Annotated in this window: 15 protein-coding genes and 1 pseudogene; 5 read left to right on the plus strand and 11 right to left on the minus strand. The window is 67.3% G+C overall.

All coding sequences use genetic code 11. From position 1 onward, the window contains the following. Window positions 1-42: 42 nt before the first annotated feature. The 3 genes from D3874_RS15740 to D3874_RS30455 all read right to left on the minus strand — a co-directional run bounded on the left by D3874_RS15740 (window position 43) and on the right by D3874_RS30455 (window position 2,956). A complete protein-coding gene (locus D3874_RS15740) occupies window positions 43-1,749 on the minus strand; it encodes an alpha/beta fold hydrolase (RefSeq protein ID WP_199699095.1) in 1,707 nt (568 codons plus the stop codon). 110 nt (window positions 1,750-1,859) lie between these two features. Further along, window positions 1,860-2,360 (minus strand): helix-turn-helix transcriptional regulator, encoded by a 501-nt coding sequence (locus D3874_RS15745; RefSeq protein WP_233559966.1) that lies wholly within the window; start codon window positions 2,358-2,360, stop codon window positions 1,860-1,862. Next, entirely contained in the window at window positions 2,264-2,956 is a 693-nt protein-coding gene (locus tag D3874_RS30455; RefSeq protein WP_233559967.1) for an AraC family transcriptional regulator ligand-binding domain-containing protein, read from the minus strand. Before D3874_RS30455 ends, D3874_RS15745 begins: the two co-directional genes overlap by 97 nt. Before the next feature lie 220 nt (window positions 2,957-3,176). Between D3874_RS30455 and D3874_RS15750 the strand changes: the two genes are divergently transcribed. Both D3874_RS15750 and D3874_RS15755 read left to right on the plus strand, forming a co-directional pair. Beyond that, window positions 3,177-3,671, plus strand: coding sequence for a flavin reductase family protein (locus D3874_RS15750; RefSeq protein ID WP_199699096.1), 495 nt, complete (start codon window positions 3,177-3,179; stop codon window positions 3,669-3,671). 36 nt (window positions 3,672-3,707) lie between these two features. Further along, entirely contained in the window at window positions 3,708-4,694 is a 987-nt protein-coding gene (locus tag D3874_RS15755) for a cation diffusion facilitator family transporter (protein ID WP_119778922.1), read from the plus strand. Between the two features lie 171 nt (window positions 4,695-4,865). Here the strand turns inward: D3874_RS15755 and D3874_RS15760 are convergent, their stop codons facing one another. Further along, window positions 4,866-5,048: a hypothetical protein gene (locus D3874_RS15760; RefSeq protein WP_147385686.1), complete on the minus strand. Its 183-nt coding sequence runs from the start codon at window positions 5,046-5,048 to the stop codon at window positions 4,866-4,868. A gap of 14 nt (window positions 5,049-5,062) precedes the next feature. Then, the gene (locus D3874_RS15765; RefSeq protein ID WP_147385687.1) at window positions 5,063-5,782 is read right to left on the minus strand and encodes a hypothetical protein; all 720 of its coding nucleotides are present in this window, start codon (window positions 5,780-5,782) and stop codon (window positions 5,063-5,065) included. A gap of 264 nt (window positions 5,783-6,046) precedes the next feature. Here D3874_RS15765 and D3874_RS30460 point away from each other — a divergent pair. After that, window positions 6,047-8,172, plus strand: a pseudogene (locus D3874_RS30460) (penicillin acylase family protein). 4 nt (window positions 8,173-8,176) lie between these two features. Here the strand turns inward: D3874_RS30460 and D3874_RS15780 are convergent. The 5 genes from D3874_RS15780 to D3874_RS15800 form a co-directional block, all read right to left on the minus strand. Beyond that, window positions 8,177-8,620 (minus strand): nuclear transport factor 2 family protein, encoded by a 444-nt coding sequence (locus D3874_RS15780; protein WP_119778927.1) that lies wholly within the window; start codon window positions 8,618-8,620, stop codon window positions 8,177-8,179. Between the two features lie 66 nt (window positions 8,621-8,686). Next, the gene (locus D3874_RS15785; RefSeq protein WP_119778928.1) at window positions 8,687-9,079 is read right to left on the minus strand and encodes a DUF1850 domain-containing protein; all 393 of its coding nucleotides are present in this window, start codon (window positions 9,077-9,079) and stop codon (window positions 8,687-8,689) included. Beyond that, window positions 9,079-9,528: a GreA/GreB family elongation factor gene (locus D3874_RS15790; protein WP_119778929.1), complete on the minus strand. Its 450-nt coding sequence runs from the start codon at window positions 9,526-9,528 to the stop codon at window positions 9,079-9,081. Before D3874_RS15790 ends, D3874_RS15785 begins: the two co-directional genes overlap by 1 nt. After that, window positions 9,525-11,531: a TRAP transporter permease gene (locus D3874_RS15795; protein ID WP_119778930.1), complete on the minus strand. Its 2,007-nt coding sequence runs from the start codon at window positions 11,529-11,531 to the stop codon at window positions 9,525-9,527. The genes D3874_RS15790 and D3874_RS15795 overlap by 4 nt, the downstream gene beginning before the upstream one ends. A 100-nt stretch (window positions 11,532-11,631) precedes the next feature. After that, window positions 11,632-12,603 carry a TAXI family TRAP transporter solute-binding subunit gene (locus D3874_RS15800; protein ID WP_119778931.1) on the minus strand — a complete coding sequence of 324 codons (972 nt, stop codon included), beginning with the start codon at window positions 12,601-12,603 and terminating at the stop codon, window positions 11,632-11,634. A 157-nt stretch (window positions 12,604-12,760) separates the two neighbouring features. Here D3874_RS15800 and D3874_RS15805 point away from each other — a divergent pair, with 157 nt between their 5' ends. Further along, window positions 12,761-13,615 carry a trypsin-like serine peptidase gene (locus tag D3874_RS15805; RefSeq protein ID WP_119778932.1) on the plus strand — a complete coding sequence of 285 codons (855 nt, stop codon included), beginning with the start codon at window positions 12,761-12,763 and terminating at the stop codon, window positions 13,613-13,615. 4 nt (window positions 13,616-13,619) lie between these two features. Here D3874_RS15805 and D3874_RS15810 read toward each other — a convergent pair whose 3' ends face one another. Next, a complete protein-coding gene (locus D3874_RS15810; RefSeq protein WP_119778933.1) occupies window positions 13,620-14,189 on the minus strand; it encodes a hypothetical protein in 570 nt (189 codons plus the stop codon). Between the two features lie 281 nt (window positions 14,190-14,470). On the opposite strand from D3874_RS15810, the gene D3874_RS15815 reads away from it, so the two are divergent. Next, window positions 14,471-14,905, plus strand: coding sequence for a DUF1036 domain-containing protein (locus tag D3874_RS15815; protein ID WP_158596057.1), 435 nt, complete (start codon window positions 14,471-14,473; stop codon window positions 14,903-14,905). Window positions 14,906-14,915: the final 10 nt, after the last annotated feature.

Consider the following 14,915-nt stretch of genomic DNA (forward strand, 5'->3'; position numbering starts at 1 on the left):
CCCGCCTTTCCTTTATCGTGCCCGCGCCATCGGCAGCACAGGCTATTTCTCGTAGACATAGGTCCCCGGTGCCGGTGTCGTGGCCGGGTGTGCGTCACTGCCCAGCCGCGACGGCGCCGCGACCGTCTCGCGCGACCTGGTCTCGAGCCATTCCCGCCAGTGCAGCCACCAGCTTCCGCCACGGCGCTCGGCATCGGCCAGGAACTGGTCGGCATCCTTGTGCGCGATCGTGCCGGTCGAGAACGAGGCCTTGGGGTTGGTCGGCGGGTTCAGCAGGCTTTGCAGATGGCCGCTGTTCGAGAGGATGAAGGTGGTCTTCTCGCCCAGGATCTTGGCAGTCTGGAACACGGATTTCCACGGCGTAATGTGATCCGTTACGCCGGCGACGACATAGCTGTCGGCCTCGACCTTGCCCATGTCGACGGCCGCGCCGTTCAGCGTCAGCGCACCGGCATTGACGAAGGGGTTGGAGAAATAGAAATCCAGATAGTCGGCATGCAGCCGGGCCGGCAGCCTGGTGGTGTCGGCATTCCAGTACAGGATGTCGAAGGCCGGCGGCTTGTTACCCATCAGGTAATTGTTCACCCAGTAGTTCCAGATGAGGTCGTTGGGCCGCATCCAGGCGAACATCCGCGCCAGGTCATGGCCGTCCAGCACGCCGCGCAGGCTCGAGGCCTTCTTGGCGGCCGCGACCGTCTGCGGCGTGATCAGCACGCCCAGGGTCGAATCGCCCATCGTCTGGTAGTTCAGCACGCAGACCGCCAGCACGATGTTCTTCACCTTTGCCTGCCGGCGCGCCGCGAGGGTGGCCGCGTAGGAGGCCGCGGTGATCCCGCCCGAGCACGAGCCCATCAAGGTTACATCAGGGCTGCCGGTGATCTCGCACACCGCGTCGATCGCCTCGTCGAGGGCGGCGACGTAGGTATCCAGTCCCCAGTCGCGCTCGGCCGCGGTGGGATTGCGCCACGAGACGCAGAAGGTCTGGATGCCGCTGGAGAGCAGGTAGCGCACCATGCTCTTATCGGGCGAGAGGTCGACGGCATAATATTTGTTGATCTGCGGCGGCACGATCACCAGCGGGCGCTGTTTGACCGTCTCGCTCAGCGAGCCGTACTGGATCACCTCGATCAACTGGTTCTTGAACACCACGGCGCCGGGGGTATTGGCCAGGTTTTCGCCGACCTTGAAGGCGGTCAGGTCGACCTGCGAGGGCAGGCCGCGATTCTTGGCCAGGTCGCGGGCGAAATTCTTGGCGCCTTCCCACACGCTGACGCCGCCCGTGTCCAGGGCCTGCCGCAGGGCGGCGGGATTGGTCAGCAGGCCGTTGGTCGGGGCGACGGCATCGATCAGCATGGTCGTGACGAGTTGCGCCCGGCTCTTGTCGAGATCGGAGAGGCTGGTCTGTTCGACAAAACCGCCGACGGCGTCGCCCATGGCGAAATAGCCCTGCATCAGGCGGCGATGCAGCGGGCTGGCGGTCCAGGTCTTGTCGGCGAAGCGCTTGTCGCCCGAGGCGGGCGCCTTGTCCGACTTCCCGCCGATGACCTTGCGCAAGTCACCGGCAAAGCGCCCGGCCTGGCGGCCGGCGATCGCCGGGTTGGCGGCGACTGCCTTGAGGATCGCCTTGGCGCCCTGGACGAAATCCTCGGGGCGCAGGTTGATGAGCGGGTTGAGCGCCAGGGTGTGGCGCGATGCCCGCTCCGGCGTGTCGTCGTCGGGCGCGGGGGCTGGGCGTTTCCGTTTGATCATGGTCGTTGCCGTTTCTTTTGGTGTTGAAGGGCGAGGCTTGCCGGCCATCGCTTACCTGACGCCAAATTGCCGGTTTCGGGCGGGCCCAGAAAGGTGCCGACCGGCGTCTTTTAGGGTTGTATCTGGCCAGCGGCGCCCTGGAGGTGCGGGACGGCCGCCATGTCGGGGGTGGCGCGGAAGTCGCGCGGCGACCGGCTGGTCCAGCGGCGGAACGCTTGGCGGAAATTGGCGGCATCGCTGAAGCCCAGCGCGGCGGCGATATCCTCGACCGTCATGGCGGTGGTGCGCAGGTATTTGGCGGCGATCTGGGAGCGCGCTTCGTCCAGCACTTTCTGGAACGTCGTGCCTTGAAGGCCGAGCTGCCGGCGCATCGAGCGCGCCGGCATCTTCAGCGCCCCTGCCGTTGCCTCGAGGCCGGGCGGGTTGCTGAGATCCTGGAGCAGGATCGACCGCACCTTGCCGGCGATGCCCTGGCGCTGCATCAGATCCGCCAGCAGGTCGTCGCACAGCGGGATCAGGGTGGCATAGGTCTGCCGGTTGCCCAGCGGCGGCGGCACGTCCAGCCAGCTTGCATCATAGGCCAGGGTATTCGTCGGCTGGCCGTAGCGCACCAGGCACCCCACCGCTGTCGAGAGCGTTGGGGGTCCCGCCGGCGCGGGGCAGGCAAGGCCGATGTCGCGGGGGTGAATTGCTCGCCGATGATGTCGCGGTGGAGCGACAGATGGATGCCCATCTGCAGCTCGGCCACGAAGGCATAGAGCGGCGGGTCGAGCCGGGGGTGGGGCACCGGCTCGATCGTCCACAGCGCCGTCCCGTCACGCTCGGCAAACGAGATGCTGGTCGCCGGTGTCGCCAGCAGGTGATACCGGGCGGCGAATTCCATGGTGCGCCGGGTGTTGGTGCTGCACAGCATGGCGTAGCCATACATGCCATAGGCCGAAATATGGATCTTCGAGCCGATGCGGAAGGCCAGCAGCGGATCGTGGGACAGGCGCATGGCATTGCCGTAACAGGACATCAACTGGCTGAGGGAAATCCGTGTCGACGGCGACGCCAGGTCGTCAACGGCGATGCCGGTGCCGCGCAGAACCTCCTGCGCCGGGATTCCCGCAGCCGTCAGGAGATCCAGGGTCACCGCCACCTTGGCCGGCGGGTGGACGCGATCTTCGAAACCTGCCCCGAGCAGATCGTACCCGATTTCTGCCAAGTTCCTTCCCCCGGCGGTCTGGGCCAGGCTTCCAGATCATGGCGCCTCGCTCTCCTGGAAAGCTATCACACCCCTGCGGATAGAAGATGGCAAGGGACAGTGCATCCCCTGCAAGCAGACGATGCACACTTGCCCAGATGGCCCAAGATCGGCTCTATTTCGCTCCAGGTGCGGCTCGCGCAAGGTTTTGGCGCCGCATCAGTTCGAGGATTTGCCTGCGATGACCGACACCTGCGCCCTGCCCGCCACCCCGGCCCTGGAAGAGACGGTTCCCGCCGAACTTGCCGCTGCCTTCAAGGCCGCGATGCGGCGCCTGGCGGCCACGGTCACCGTGGTCACCACAGGCAATGCGGACGAGCGTCACGGCATGACCGCCACCGCCGTGACCTCGGTCACCACCAACCCGCCGGCGCTGCTCGTGTGCGTCAACCAATCGGCCAGCCTGCACCCGGTGATGGCGACGGGCACCCGCTTCTGCATCAACCTGCTGCACAGCGGCCACGCCGACGTGGCCAGCGCCTTCGGCGGCAAGCTGACCGGCGCGGCGCGCTTCAGCGCCGGCGAGTGGGCGCAGAACGACCAGGGCGTGCCCTATCTGGTCGATGCCCAGGCCAACCTGTTCTGCCGGGTCGACGCCCTCATGCTCTACGGCACCCACACGATCTTCGTCGGCCGGGTGGACGAGGTTCGCCTGCATGGCGAAATCGCCCCCTGATCTACCAGGACGGTCGCTACGTCATGGCGAGTTGAGATGGCCGACGGTCACCATGATCACGCGCATCACGGCCATGATCACCACGATCATGACCATGGGCACGATCATCACGACCATAGCCACGGTGGCCATGGCCACAGCCATGCTCCGGCGGACTTCGGCCGGGCTTTCGCCATCGGCATTTCGCTCAACCTGGGCTTCGTCATCGTCGAGGCCGCCTACGGCCTGATCGCGGGCTCGCTCGCCCTGGTTGCCGACGCCGGCCACAACCTGTCGGACGTGTTGGGCCTGGTCATCGCCTGGATCGCCGCGACGCTGGCCAGGCGCCGCCCTTCGGCGCGGCGGACCTACGGCATGAAGCGCAGTTCGATCCTGGCCTCGCTGACCAATGCCGTGCTGCTGCTGATCGCCGTCGGCGCCATCGTGTTCGAGGCCGTGCGCCGGCTGGACAACCCGGCCCCGGTGGCCGAGACGACGGTGATCGTGGTCGCCGCCATCGGCATCGCCATCAACCTGGGCACGGCCCTGCTCTTTGCCCGCGGCCGCAAGGGTGACATCAACATCCGCGGCGCCTATCTGCACATGGCAGCCGATGCCGCCGTCTCCCTGGGCGTGGTCGTCGCTGGCTTCGCCATGATGGCGACCGGCTGGCTGTGGCTCGACCCGCTGGTCAGCTTAGGGATAGCCCTGGTGATCGTGCTGGGCACCTGGGGCCTGCTCAGGGAATCGATCGACCTCGCCCTCGACGCGGTACCAGCCGGCATCGACGAGCAGGCGGTCAAAGCCCATCTCGCCGCCCTGCCCGGCGTCACCGCCGTCCACGACCTGCACATCTGGGCCATGAGCACCACTGAAACCGCCCTGACCGCCCACCTGGTGCGGCCCGGCCACGCTGTCGACGACCTCTTTCTGGGCAAGGTCGCCGACGAACTCCATGGCCGTTTCCGCATCGGCCATGTCACCATTCAGATCGAGGCAGGAAACGGTGACCCTTGCCGGCTGGAGCCGGCCGAGGTGGTGTGAGGCCCGCACCGATGATCGGGTTTCACGATACCTGGCTGCCGCAGATCATTGCGGACCACCGCCGCAAGATTGAAGCGGCGGGGCCCAGAATGGGCTGAGGCGCAAACGTTGCCGCATGAAAAAGGCCGCCCGGAGGCGGCCTCGTTCTTCTCGATCTCCCACACGCAGCTCTTATTCAGCGGCCTTCTTGTGCAGGATGCTATCAAGCTCCTGCCGTGCCGCTAGCCGGTCATCATAGAATTTGGACTTCCCGCGCACCTTAGCCACGATGCGCGGATCCACGCTTCGCTTCCCTGCAAACACAAGCTTGCTGTCGTGTTTGCGGGGGTCGAACGTCGCCTTCTTCGCGCTCACCGTCACCTCCATCGCTACGCTTCATCATCCGAATGGAGCGTATGATACCACGTTTTGCGGCCCAATTTGTCAACGAAGGTTTCTTCAACGGGGTAATCCATTCCCGTCAACACTTCACTTATAAGATTGTGCTTTCCGTCAGTTTTTGGAGGCCCGTTATTGATCTTTCGAACGCGAATGATGTGCTGTGGTCTAAATCGCCGCACCATATAAACCAGATCCAAGAGTACAAGATCCATAACCTTGGACCGGATTTCGTCCGGCAAATATGGACGGCTCATAAGCGGATCCTGGGTTTCGAACGTCTCCATCGTGTCGTCGTCCGAGATGACGACAATGCCAAATGAGAATTCAAAGACTCGATCCGTCTCGTCAATGCATAGCAGGGTCGTATGGAGCATGACCGTTTGCTGGGTCTCGACACTGCGCGCGACCGGCCGCTGGATATCGCATCCAATGCGGGGGTCGTCCGCCATGAGCACCTCTGGCTCAATATCGAATAAGGGAAAGAACATATTCTGCGCGACCACGTGTTGAGTCGGAGCCAATATAGCAGTCAATTTGACGAATTTTTTTGGAAAGATACCGCTGCTGATCGTCATTTCCGCCCCAGCGGCCGTGCTGCGCATAGCAGCTGGCCGACCGTCCATCTGATCAGGCGGGCTATTCCCATGGACGATCAATTTCTGGGGCAAATTGCCGATGATTTGGCGCGCCTGTTCCGTATCGGTCATGTCACAATTCAGGTCGAACAGGGCAATGGCACCCCTTGCCGCCTCGAGCCGGCGGAAGTGGTGTAACCAGACCGTGGCCTGATCTCAGGCTGCGCAAGACCCGGTCGATCACAGGAAACAATCCCAGGTCCGGGCAGGCACCGCTTTCCGGAGGACCGCGTGATCGACAAATTATGGGGCACCCTGGTCGCCTTGGGGGTTGTGGGACGCACCATGCTGCGAAAGCCGCCCCGGCCTGTGTCGATGCCGGAGCGGCTGGCGGCCATGCCGGCGGATGCCCCGCTCGCAGCCCCCCTGACCATCCACTGGGACGAGCACCAGATCCCCTTCATCGAGGCGCAGTCCGATCGCGACCTGGCCGTGGGCCTGGGCCTTGTCCACGCCCACCTGCGCCTGGGCCAGATCGAGATCATGCGCCGGGTCGCCCTGGGCCGGGTTGCGGAGATGATCGCCCCCTGGGCATCGAGATGGACCGCAGCCTCCGCCTGCTGGAGTTGGGCCGCGCGGTGCCGGCAATCATCGACACCCTGCCGCAGGCGACCCGCGACTGGGCCGAAGGCTTCGTCGCGGGTTACAATCATTACCTCGCCAAGGTCGCCGAACTGCCGCCCGAATTCGCCATCCTGGGCCTCGCGCGCGAGCCCTGGAGCCTGGTCGACCTGTTCACCCATGCCCGGCTGATGGCCGTGGATGCCAGTTGGGTTGCCTGGGGCCGCCTGCTGCGCGCCAGGGCGTCCATGCCCCCCGCCGCCTGGGCCGCGCTGTGGCAACGCCTGGTCGCCGGCGGGGCGGCAGCGGGGTTGAGCAACCAGCCGGCCAGCCTGACCGAGCAGGCACTGGCAGCGCTCGCCCGCGGCGGCAGCAATTCGGTCGCCGTCGCCGCGGGTCGCAGCGGCGGCGCCGGCGCCCTGATCGCCAGCGACCCGCACCTGGCCATCGGCCTGCCCAATCCGTGCCTGATCGCCGGGCTGCATTCGCCGCAGACCCAGGCCGTCGGCCTGATGATGCCCGGCATCCCGTTCATGCCGGTCGGCCGCAACCGCTGGATCGCCTGGGGCGGCACCAATCTCTATGCCCAGACCAGCGACCTGTTCGATCTCGCCGGCCTGCCCGCCGGGCAGATCTCGACCCGGCACGAGACGATCAAGGTGCGCGGCGGCGGCACCAGGACGCTGCGCCTGCGCCGCTGCCCGCTGGGGCCGATCGTCTCGGACGGCCGAATGCTGCGGCATGACCGGCCGCTGGCCCTGCGCTGGATCGGCCATCAGCCGACTGACGAACTCAGCGCCATGCTAGGCGTCGCCCGGGCGCGTAACTTTGACGAGTTCAGCCGGGCCGTCGAGGGCATCGCCGTGCCCGGCCTGAACCTGACCTTCGCCGGTGTCGACGGCCGGGTGGGCCAGTTGCTGGCCACCCACGTGCCGCGGCAGCGCCGCAGCCTCGGGCACGACCTGGTTGTGCCCTGGCGACAGCCCTGGGACCCGGCGGACCGGCTGACCAGCGCCGACCTGCCGGTGCGATGCGACCCGGCGGCGGGCTACGTCGCCTCCGCCAACGACCGGCCGCCGGCCGGCGCCGAGGGGGTGGGCCTGTTCTATGCGCCCGACGACCGGATTGCGCGCCTGCGCCTGCTGCTGGGCGGCGGGGGACCGATCACGCCGGGCGATCTGGCTGCCTTGCAGCAGGACGTCGATCATGCGCCGGCCCTGCCCCTGCGCGACCTGTTGCTGGCCGGCCTGGGCAAGGCGCCAAGGCCGGCGCCGCAACAGCGGATCGTCGCCCTGCTGGCCCAATGGGACGGTTGCTATGGCGCAGAATCGGCGGGCGCCACGGCCTTCGAATTCCTTCTGGCGCGGACCGTGTTCACCCTGTGGAAGCGATCGGCGCTCAGTCCCTACGACGCGGTTCGCCGCGCCCGCCCGCTGATCCAGGCCGACCTCGAAGCCCTGCCGCCGGAAATTCTGGCACGGGCCTTGGACAAGGCCCTGGCGCGCCTGGCACGCCGCTGGCCCCGGGATCCGCGCTGGGGCCAGGTGCACCGCCTGCGCTTGCGCCATGCCCTGGGGGCCCTGCCCCGGATCGGCAAATATTTCGGCGCGCCCGACATCCCCGCCGCCGGCTGCAACGACACCGTGAACAAGGCGGCCCACGGCCTCTCCGACAAGGCGCACTGGGCCGGCTTCGGTGCCGCCGCGCGCCATATCTCCGACCTGGGCGACCCGGATGCCAACCAGTTCCTGCTGCTGGGCGGCCAGGACGGCTGGTTCGGCAGCGCCAATTTCGCCGACCAGGTCGCACGCTGGGCCGGCGGGACCTATATCACCGTGCCGCTGCGCCTGGAGGCGGCACAGGCGGGGTTCGGGCACAAGACGACGTTCCGCCCGGCATAGCCGCCTAATGCAGCAGCGTGCTGGGCGGCGTGTCTTCCTCGTCGTCCGCCTCGATCTCGGGGCCGCCGGCCTCCAGCGTGCCGGCCAGGGGGCTGGCCTGGTGGTGGACCAGGCGCCAGTCGCCGTCTTCGCGCACGAAGACATTGGTCGCCGCCAGGGCCTGGTCGTCGATCACCTCGACCAGGATCACCATGGCGGTGGAAGGCCCCAGGATCATGGCCTGTTCGCCGCGCGGCTGGATCTTGGGCGAGGCCGGGTTGCGCAGGATGTCGGCCCAGGATTTCAGCACCATCTCGCGGTCGGTCAGCGGCGGCCAGCCGGGGTGGATGCAGGCAACCGGCGCTCGCACCGCCCACAAGGCCGCCATGGCGCGGGCATCGCGCCGGTGAAAGGCGGCATAGAAGGCGCGATTGGCCGCCAAGACTTGTGCTTCGGTCCCTTCGCTCATGACTTTACCTTTCTGCTGGCGCCAAGCCTGCGCGAAAACCGATGCAAGGGAAACAGCCCGTCGCGGTCATGGGCCGGCCCCGCAAGGCGACAGCACCAGCGGAACGTCATCGGCGACATTACCGGCCACGGTGCCGAGCGGCCGGCACTCGCCGGCAATGCACAGGAGATGATCGGGAACCATGCCCGAGCGGGCCAGCGTCAGCCGGGCCACCGGGGCCAGATGCGGATCGTACTGCCACCAGCCGTCGATCGCTGCGGCATCGGCCGGCGGGTCCATGCCGGCGCCCGAGCCGCGAACCCTGGCCCGGACCAGCTCGAGGCCGGCGGGGTCCAGGTGCCAATCCTCCTGCCATTCGATCTTTTCGATCGAATGGCGCCAGCTCAGGGTGAAATCAGCAACCTCCAGCCGGGCCATCACCGTGCCGCTGAGCAGGGCGATGCACAGGACGGCGGCCATCACGCCGACGGCAGGGTCAGGTCGATGATTTCCAGGCCGCGGGCTCCGGCCGGGCGCTGCCAGATCACCGTGTCGCCGATCGCGGCCCCGATCAGGGCCCGGCCCAGGGGCGACAGATAGTTGATCTTGCCCGCCGCCGGATCCGCCTCGTGCTCGCCGACCAGGGTCACGGCCAGTTCCTCGTCATCCTCGTCGACCGCGACCACGCGAGCACCGAAACGCGCCGTCTCGGGCGGCACGGTCAGGGCGGGAACGACGTCGGCCACCTGAATCAGGGCATCGAGGCGGGATCGCTCGTTCTCCGCCTCCATCCCCTCGGCGCCTTCCAATGCCAGCCGGCGGGCTTGTAACGCCTGAAGGCCGGATGGGGTGATGCGATGGGGCGCGACCGGCGGACGCTCGGCATCGCCCGTGGCGGTGTCGTCCTCGCGGACGAAGGCCCGGCTCATGCCCGCGCCATCGGCGGCGCGGCCCGCCGTGCCGCCATGACCTGCAGCACGATGAACACAGCCGCCAGGGCAAAGCCGATCTCGTCGGTCAGCGGGCTGGACAGGATCAGGCCCAGGGCGCCGCCGATGGCGATCGGCATCTGCCACACCGGCACACGCGTGAAGAAGTAACCGATGGCAACGCCGCCCCACAGGCCGATGGCCACCAGCGCCCGCACGCTGGCATAGGCGATGGCGACCGGGTCCGTGGTCTGCAGCAGCAGGGCGGTGTCATAGACCGCCATGAAGGGCACGACATAGCCGGCCAGGGCGATACGCGTGGCGATCCAGCCGATCTCCATATGTCCCGCCTTGGCGATCGAGGATGCCGCCAGGGCGGCGAGCGCCACCGGCGGCGTCAGGTCGGCCATGATGCCGAAATAGAAGCAGAACATGTGCGAGGCGATCGGCGGCACGCCCATCTGCAGCAGGGCGGGGGCGGCGATCGACGAGGTGATGATGTAGTTGGGGATGGTCGGCAGGCCGGTGCCCAGCACCAGGCAGGCGATCATGGTCAGCACCAGGGCGAAGAACAGGTTGCCGCCCGACAGCGCCACGATGCTGCCCGCCAGGCTCGACGCGATGCCGGTCAGGGTGGTGACGCCGATCAGCACGCCCACCAGGGCGCAGGCGACGCCCACGCCCAGGGCATTGCGCGCACCATCGGCCAGGCTGCTGAGGATCAGCGCCAAGGTCGCCCGGCCGTCGCGCAGGGCAAAGGCGGCAAGGCCCAGAACCAGAATGGCGATGCCGCCGACCGCCTCCGCCGCCACCCCCTGTTCCACCGCCCAGCCGGCCAGCAGGCCCAGGCTGATCCAGAACGCGACGCGCTGGATCATGTTGCCCAGCGCCCCCTTGGCCACCGACTGCCCCAGGATCAGGGCCACCGTGGCGAACAGGCCGATGACGCCGGCAAACAGCGGCGTGTAACCGGAAAAGAGCAAGGTGACCAGGGCCGCCAGCGGCAGCAGCAGGTACCAGCCCTTGCGCAGGGCGGCCAGCACGCTGGGGATCTCGGCCCCGCTCAAGCCCCGCAGGTTCTGCTTGCCCGCCTCCAGGTGCACCATCCAGAAGGCGGAAGCATAGTAGAGGATCGCCGGGATGATCGCCGCGGTGGCGATTTCGGCATAGGCCACCCCCAAGGTCTCGGCCATGATGAAGGCGACGGCCCCCATCACCGGCGGCATGATCTGCCCGCCCATCGACGCCGTGGCCTCCACGGCGCCGGCAAAGGCCGGGCGATAGCCGAAGCGGGTCATCAACGGGATGGTGAACTGCCCCACCGTCAGCACATTGGCGACGCCCGAGCCGTTGATCGTGCCCATCAGCCCCGAGGAGATCACCGCCACCTTGGCCGGCCCGCCCTTGGCCCGCCCGACCAGGCCCATGGAGACGTCGTTGAACAGCTTGATCATGCCGGCATGTTCGAGGAAGGCACCGAACAGCACGAACAGGAAGATATAGGTCGCCGACACGAAGGTCGGCGTGCCGTAGATGCCTTCGGTGCCCAGGTAGAGCTGATCGACCACCTGCTCGAAGGTGAAGCCGCGATGGGCGAGGCCGAAGGGCAGGTGCGGGCCCAGCAGGGCATAGGGGATGAACACGCCGCACATGATCGGCAGGGCCAGCCCCATGATCCGCCGCGAGGCCTCGAAGATCAGCACGAGGGTCAGGCAGCCGGCGACGATGTCGGCCGGGATCGGATCGCCCGAGCGGATGATCAGGTCATGCTCGAACACCAGGTGATAGAACCCCAGGGCGAAGCCCAGGATGCCGAAACCCCAGTCGTACCACGGCACCTTGCGCTCGCCGCCGGCCTGCGGCGTCCAGCCGAACAGCAGGAACACCAGCAGCAGCAGGAAGCCGACATGGATGGAACGCAGGGCGAGGCTGGAGATCGGGCTGAGCGCCGCGGTCCAGATCTGGAACAAGGAGAAGGCGACACCGATGGCAGCCGCCGCCAGTGCCGCCTTCCCCCGAGCGTGCCGTGCCCCGCTGCCGGGTTCTCGCGATCGACGATGTGGAGGTCGCCGCCGCCCTTATCCCGTTCAGCCGATGCCTCGGTCACGCGAACCCCTTCTCCTTGAAGAACTTCAGGGCGCCCGGATGCAGCGGCAGCGGGCCCTTGGCGGCATTGGCGTCGAGCTTGATGCCCTTGGCCGCGGCATGGGCGGCCGCCAGCATCTCAAGGTTGCCGTAGAGCGCCGAGGTCATGCCGTAGGCGAGGTCTTCCGAGACGCCGTCGTGGCTCACCAGCAGGTTCTGGATCGACGCCGTGGGCACGGCCGCGTCCTGCCCGGTATAGGTGCCGGCCGGAATCTCCGCCGCCTGATAGGCCGGGTCACCGACCTTGGCCACGATATCGGCCGGCACCGGCACCACCACGATCGCGATCGAGGCGGCAAGATCCTTGATCGAGCCGACACCCAGGCCGGCCGATTGCAGGGTGACGTCGATCTGGCGGTTCTTCATCAGGTCGACCGATTCCGCGAAAGCGAGATATTCGACCTTGGCGAAATCCTCGTATGTGAGCCCGGCCGCCTTCAGGATGGCGCGGGCGTTCAACTCCGTGCCCGACTTGGGCGCGCCGACCGAAATCCGCTTGCCCTTCAGGTCGGCCAGAGTCTTGACCCCGCTCTCGGCGCTGGCGACGATCTGGACATAGTTGGAATAGATGGCGGCGATCAGGCGCAGCTTGTCGAGCTTGGCCTTGAACCCCGCCTCCTCATTGCCGGCAAAGGCCTGGCTCGCGGAATCGGCCAGGGTGAAGCCGATTTCCCCCTGGCCCTTCTGCAGCAGATTAAGGTTCTCGACCGAGGCCTTGGTCGCCTGGACGCTGCTCTTGGCGCCGGCGACGGTCTTGTCGATCGCCCCGGCCAGGGCGACGCCGATCGGGTAATAGGCGCCCGATGTGCCCCCGGTGAGGATGTTCACGAAGGTCTCGGCCCGGGCACCGCGCAGGCCCAGCACGCCAAGGGTGACAAGGCCGGCCCCGGCGCCGAGCAGGATACGCCGATCGATTACACTGCGTTCCATGGGCTTTTCCCCTTATGTCATGGCGCATCTGGTGGCGCCGTTGAAGGGTTGATCTTGGGGACTAGGCTCCTGCGCCGCAAGCCCTTGGGTGTGGCGGCGATCATAGACGGCACATGCCGCCCATGATTTTCTGATTGCGTCACGCGGATTGAGGTCCATGCGCGCTCGGTCGACTTCCCTGGCACTGATCCTGGTTCTTGGCCTGATGGCACCGGTCCAGGCCGATGAACGCGGGTCCCGCGGGGCCGGCTGGGGGGCGGCGCCGGCAATCGACCAGGCACCGCTGCCGAAGTTTCCCGGGCGCGGCGCCCCGCCGGCCGGCCGGCCCGACCAGCGCGCCCGGCCCCAGCCCGAAGGCCAGGTCGACGCCGTCCCCCTGCCGCTGGCCGCCATCGGCGTGGTCGACTCGCCCGACAGTTTCTGCACCGGCACGGTCATCGGCCGGCGCGCCGTCCTGACCGCGGCGCACTGCGTCTTCGACCATTACGGCAACGTCCGCACGCCCGACAGCTTCATGGCCGGCCATGGCGACAACGGCGACGTGATCGAGGCCGAAATCGTCGAGGCTTTCGTCCCGCCCAGCTTCAACCTCGACCGCTTCAACGACACCAACGAGATCGACGGCCTCGACTGGGCGATCCTGGAACTGGACCGGGATGTCGGCGATGTCACCGGCATCGTGCCGGTGGCCGGCTTCGACCGCTCGGCGCTGAAAGCCTATAGCGGCGGGACCCGCGTCTTCGTCCAGATCGGCTATGGCGAGGAGGACGGCGACCGGGTCACCATCCGCCGCGGCTGCACCGTGATCGAGGCCTGGGACGACAATACCTTCGGCCACGATTGCGGCAGCGTGCAGGGCGACTCGGGCGGCCCTGACCTGGCGCTGATCGACGGCCGATGGGCGATCATCGGCATCGAATCGGCCGAGATCGACACCGACCAGACCAAGGGCATGGACATGGCCGTGGGCGCCCGCGCCTTCGCCCGCGAAGCGGCAAAGCACGCGAACTGAACCCCTATTGGCGCGCCAGAATGACCGTGGTGCAGCCCGGGGCACCGGTGATCCGGCCGCCCATGGCCTTGCCGTCGGTCGTCACCTCGAGATCGACGCCCACCATGACATAGCCCGGCGGCCGCTCGATCCAGGCCTCCGGGTACAGCGACAGATAGCGGTCGCCCGGCTGTGGGGCCGCACCCGACACGCTGAAGCTGCCCGAGGGCACGCCCGGATTGCCGCGCATGGCATAGAAATGGACGATCCCGCCGATCGTCCCGCCCGAGGGCGGCGTGATATCGAGATCGACACCGGTCTTGCCCTGGGCGCAGGTATAGACGCCCCGCCACGAGCCGACGAAACCCGTCGAGCGATCGGGCTTGATGGGGGTGGTGGCCGGCGGGGGGCCGGCCGACGGGGGAGCAGCCGGCGGCGGCGGCGCCGGTTCGGGGGCCGGCTCAACCTCGGGCGCCGGGGCCGGCTTGGCCCCGCTTCCCGACATGCCGCCCAGAAACCCGCCCTGGGCCCAGGCCAGCGGTGCTGCCGCGAGGACCGCCGTCAGCGCCAGGGGGCCGGTGATTCTCTGTAACATTCGTCGCGACAAGGTTCCACACCCCATGGTTGACGCTTACACACCCTGCTATGTGCCCGATCCAGCAACGAATTTCCATGATCATGGCATGCTCGGGCAATATTGTCCCGGCCGACCAGCGACGGCCGCTTGACGGCAAATATCGACGGTCCATAAGCTGACGCATGGCCCGCTCGGACGCGGCGATTGTGCCGTGGTGTGTCGCCGATCATATCTGGGGAATGGGGCAGTGTGGTCTACTGACGTTCATCCCATGAACGTCAATGAGGGGGAGAGCAAGAATGCGCATCGGAGCGGTCGCGATTGCGACACTGATGGCCACGGGCGTGGCACTGGCGGCGGCGCCCGCCTTCGCCGAATACAAGGTTTGCAACAAGACCAAGCTGACCACCTCGGTCGCGGTCGGTTATTACGACGACAAGACCGCTAACGGCGTCGAGGACGGCGTCTGGGTCTCCGAGGGTTGGTGGAATGTCGAGGCCGGCAAGTGCGCGGACCTGATCAAGGGGCCGCTGAAGGTCCGCTACGTCTATGTCTATGCCGAGCATCCCGACGGCAGCGGCTGGAGCGGCGACTCGAATTTCTGCGTCAAGCAGGCCGAGTTCACCATCCGCGGCAACGAGAATTGCGAGCGCCGCGGCTTCGAGACCAAGGGGTTCTCGGAGGTCGACACGGGCGCGGACGGCAAGTCCTACACCACCAACCTGACCGACTGAGCCCTTGCCC

The sequence above is a fragment of the Oleomonas cavernae genome, from assembly GCF_003590945.1.
GTDB lineage: Bacteria > Pseudomonadota > Alphaproteobacteria > Zavarziniales > Zavarziniaceae > Zavarzinia > Zavarzinia cavernae.

What these genes read in the sequence shown, in the direction of transcription:
- D3874_RS15740 (WP_199699095.1), bottom strand. Translation starts at nt 1,749, where the DNA reads ATGATCAAACGGAAACGCCCAGCCCCCGCGCCCGACGACGACACGCCG.
- D3874_RS15750 (WP_199699096.1), top strand. Translation starts at nt 3,177, where the DNA reads ATGACCGACACCTGCGCCCTGCCCGCCACCCCGGCCCTGGAAGAGACG.
- D3874_RS15755 (WP_119778922.1), top strand. Translation starts at nt 3,708, where the DNA reads ATGGCCGACGGTCACCATGATCACGCGCATCACGGCCATGATCACCAC.
- D3874_RS15765 (WP_147385687.1), bottom strand. Translation starts at nt 5,782, where the DNA reads ATGACCGATACGGAACAGGCGCGCCAAATCATCGGCAATTTGCCCCAG.
- D3874_RS15780 (WP_119778927.1), bottom strand. Translation starts at nt 8,620, where the DNA reads ATGAGCGAAGGGACCGAAGCACAAGTCTTGGCGGCCAATCGCGCCTTC.
- D3874_RS15785 (WP_119778928.1), bottom strand. Translation starts at nt 9,079, where the DNA reads ATGGCCGCCGTCCTGTGCATCGCCCTGCTCAGCGGCACGGTGATGGCC.
- D3874_RS15790 (WP_119778929.1), bottom strand. Translation starts at nt 9,528, where the DNA reads ATGAGCCGGGCCTTCGTCCGCGAGGACGACACCGCCACGGGCGATGCC.
- D3874_RS15800 (WP_119778931.1), bottom strand. Translation starts at nt 12,603, where the DNA reads ATGGAACGCAGTGTAATCGATCGGCGTATCCTGCTCGGCGCCGGGGCC.
- D3874_RS15805 (WP_119778932.1), top strand. Translation starts at nt 12,761, where the DNA reads ATGCGCGCTCGGTCGACTTCCCTGGCACTGATCCTGGTTCTTGGCCTG.
- D3874_RS15810 (WP_119778933.1), bottom strand. Translation starts at nt 14,189, where the DNA reads ATGTTACAGAGAATCACCGGCCCCCTGGCGCTGACGGCGGTCCTCGCG.
- D3874_RS15815 (WP_158596057.1), top strand. Translation starts at nt 14,471, where the DNA reads ATGCGCATCGGAGCGGTCGCGATTGCGACACTGATGGCCACGGGCGTG.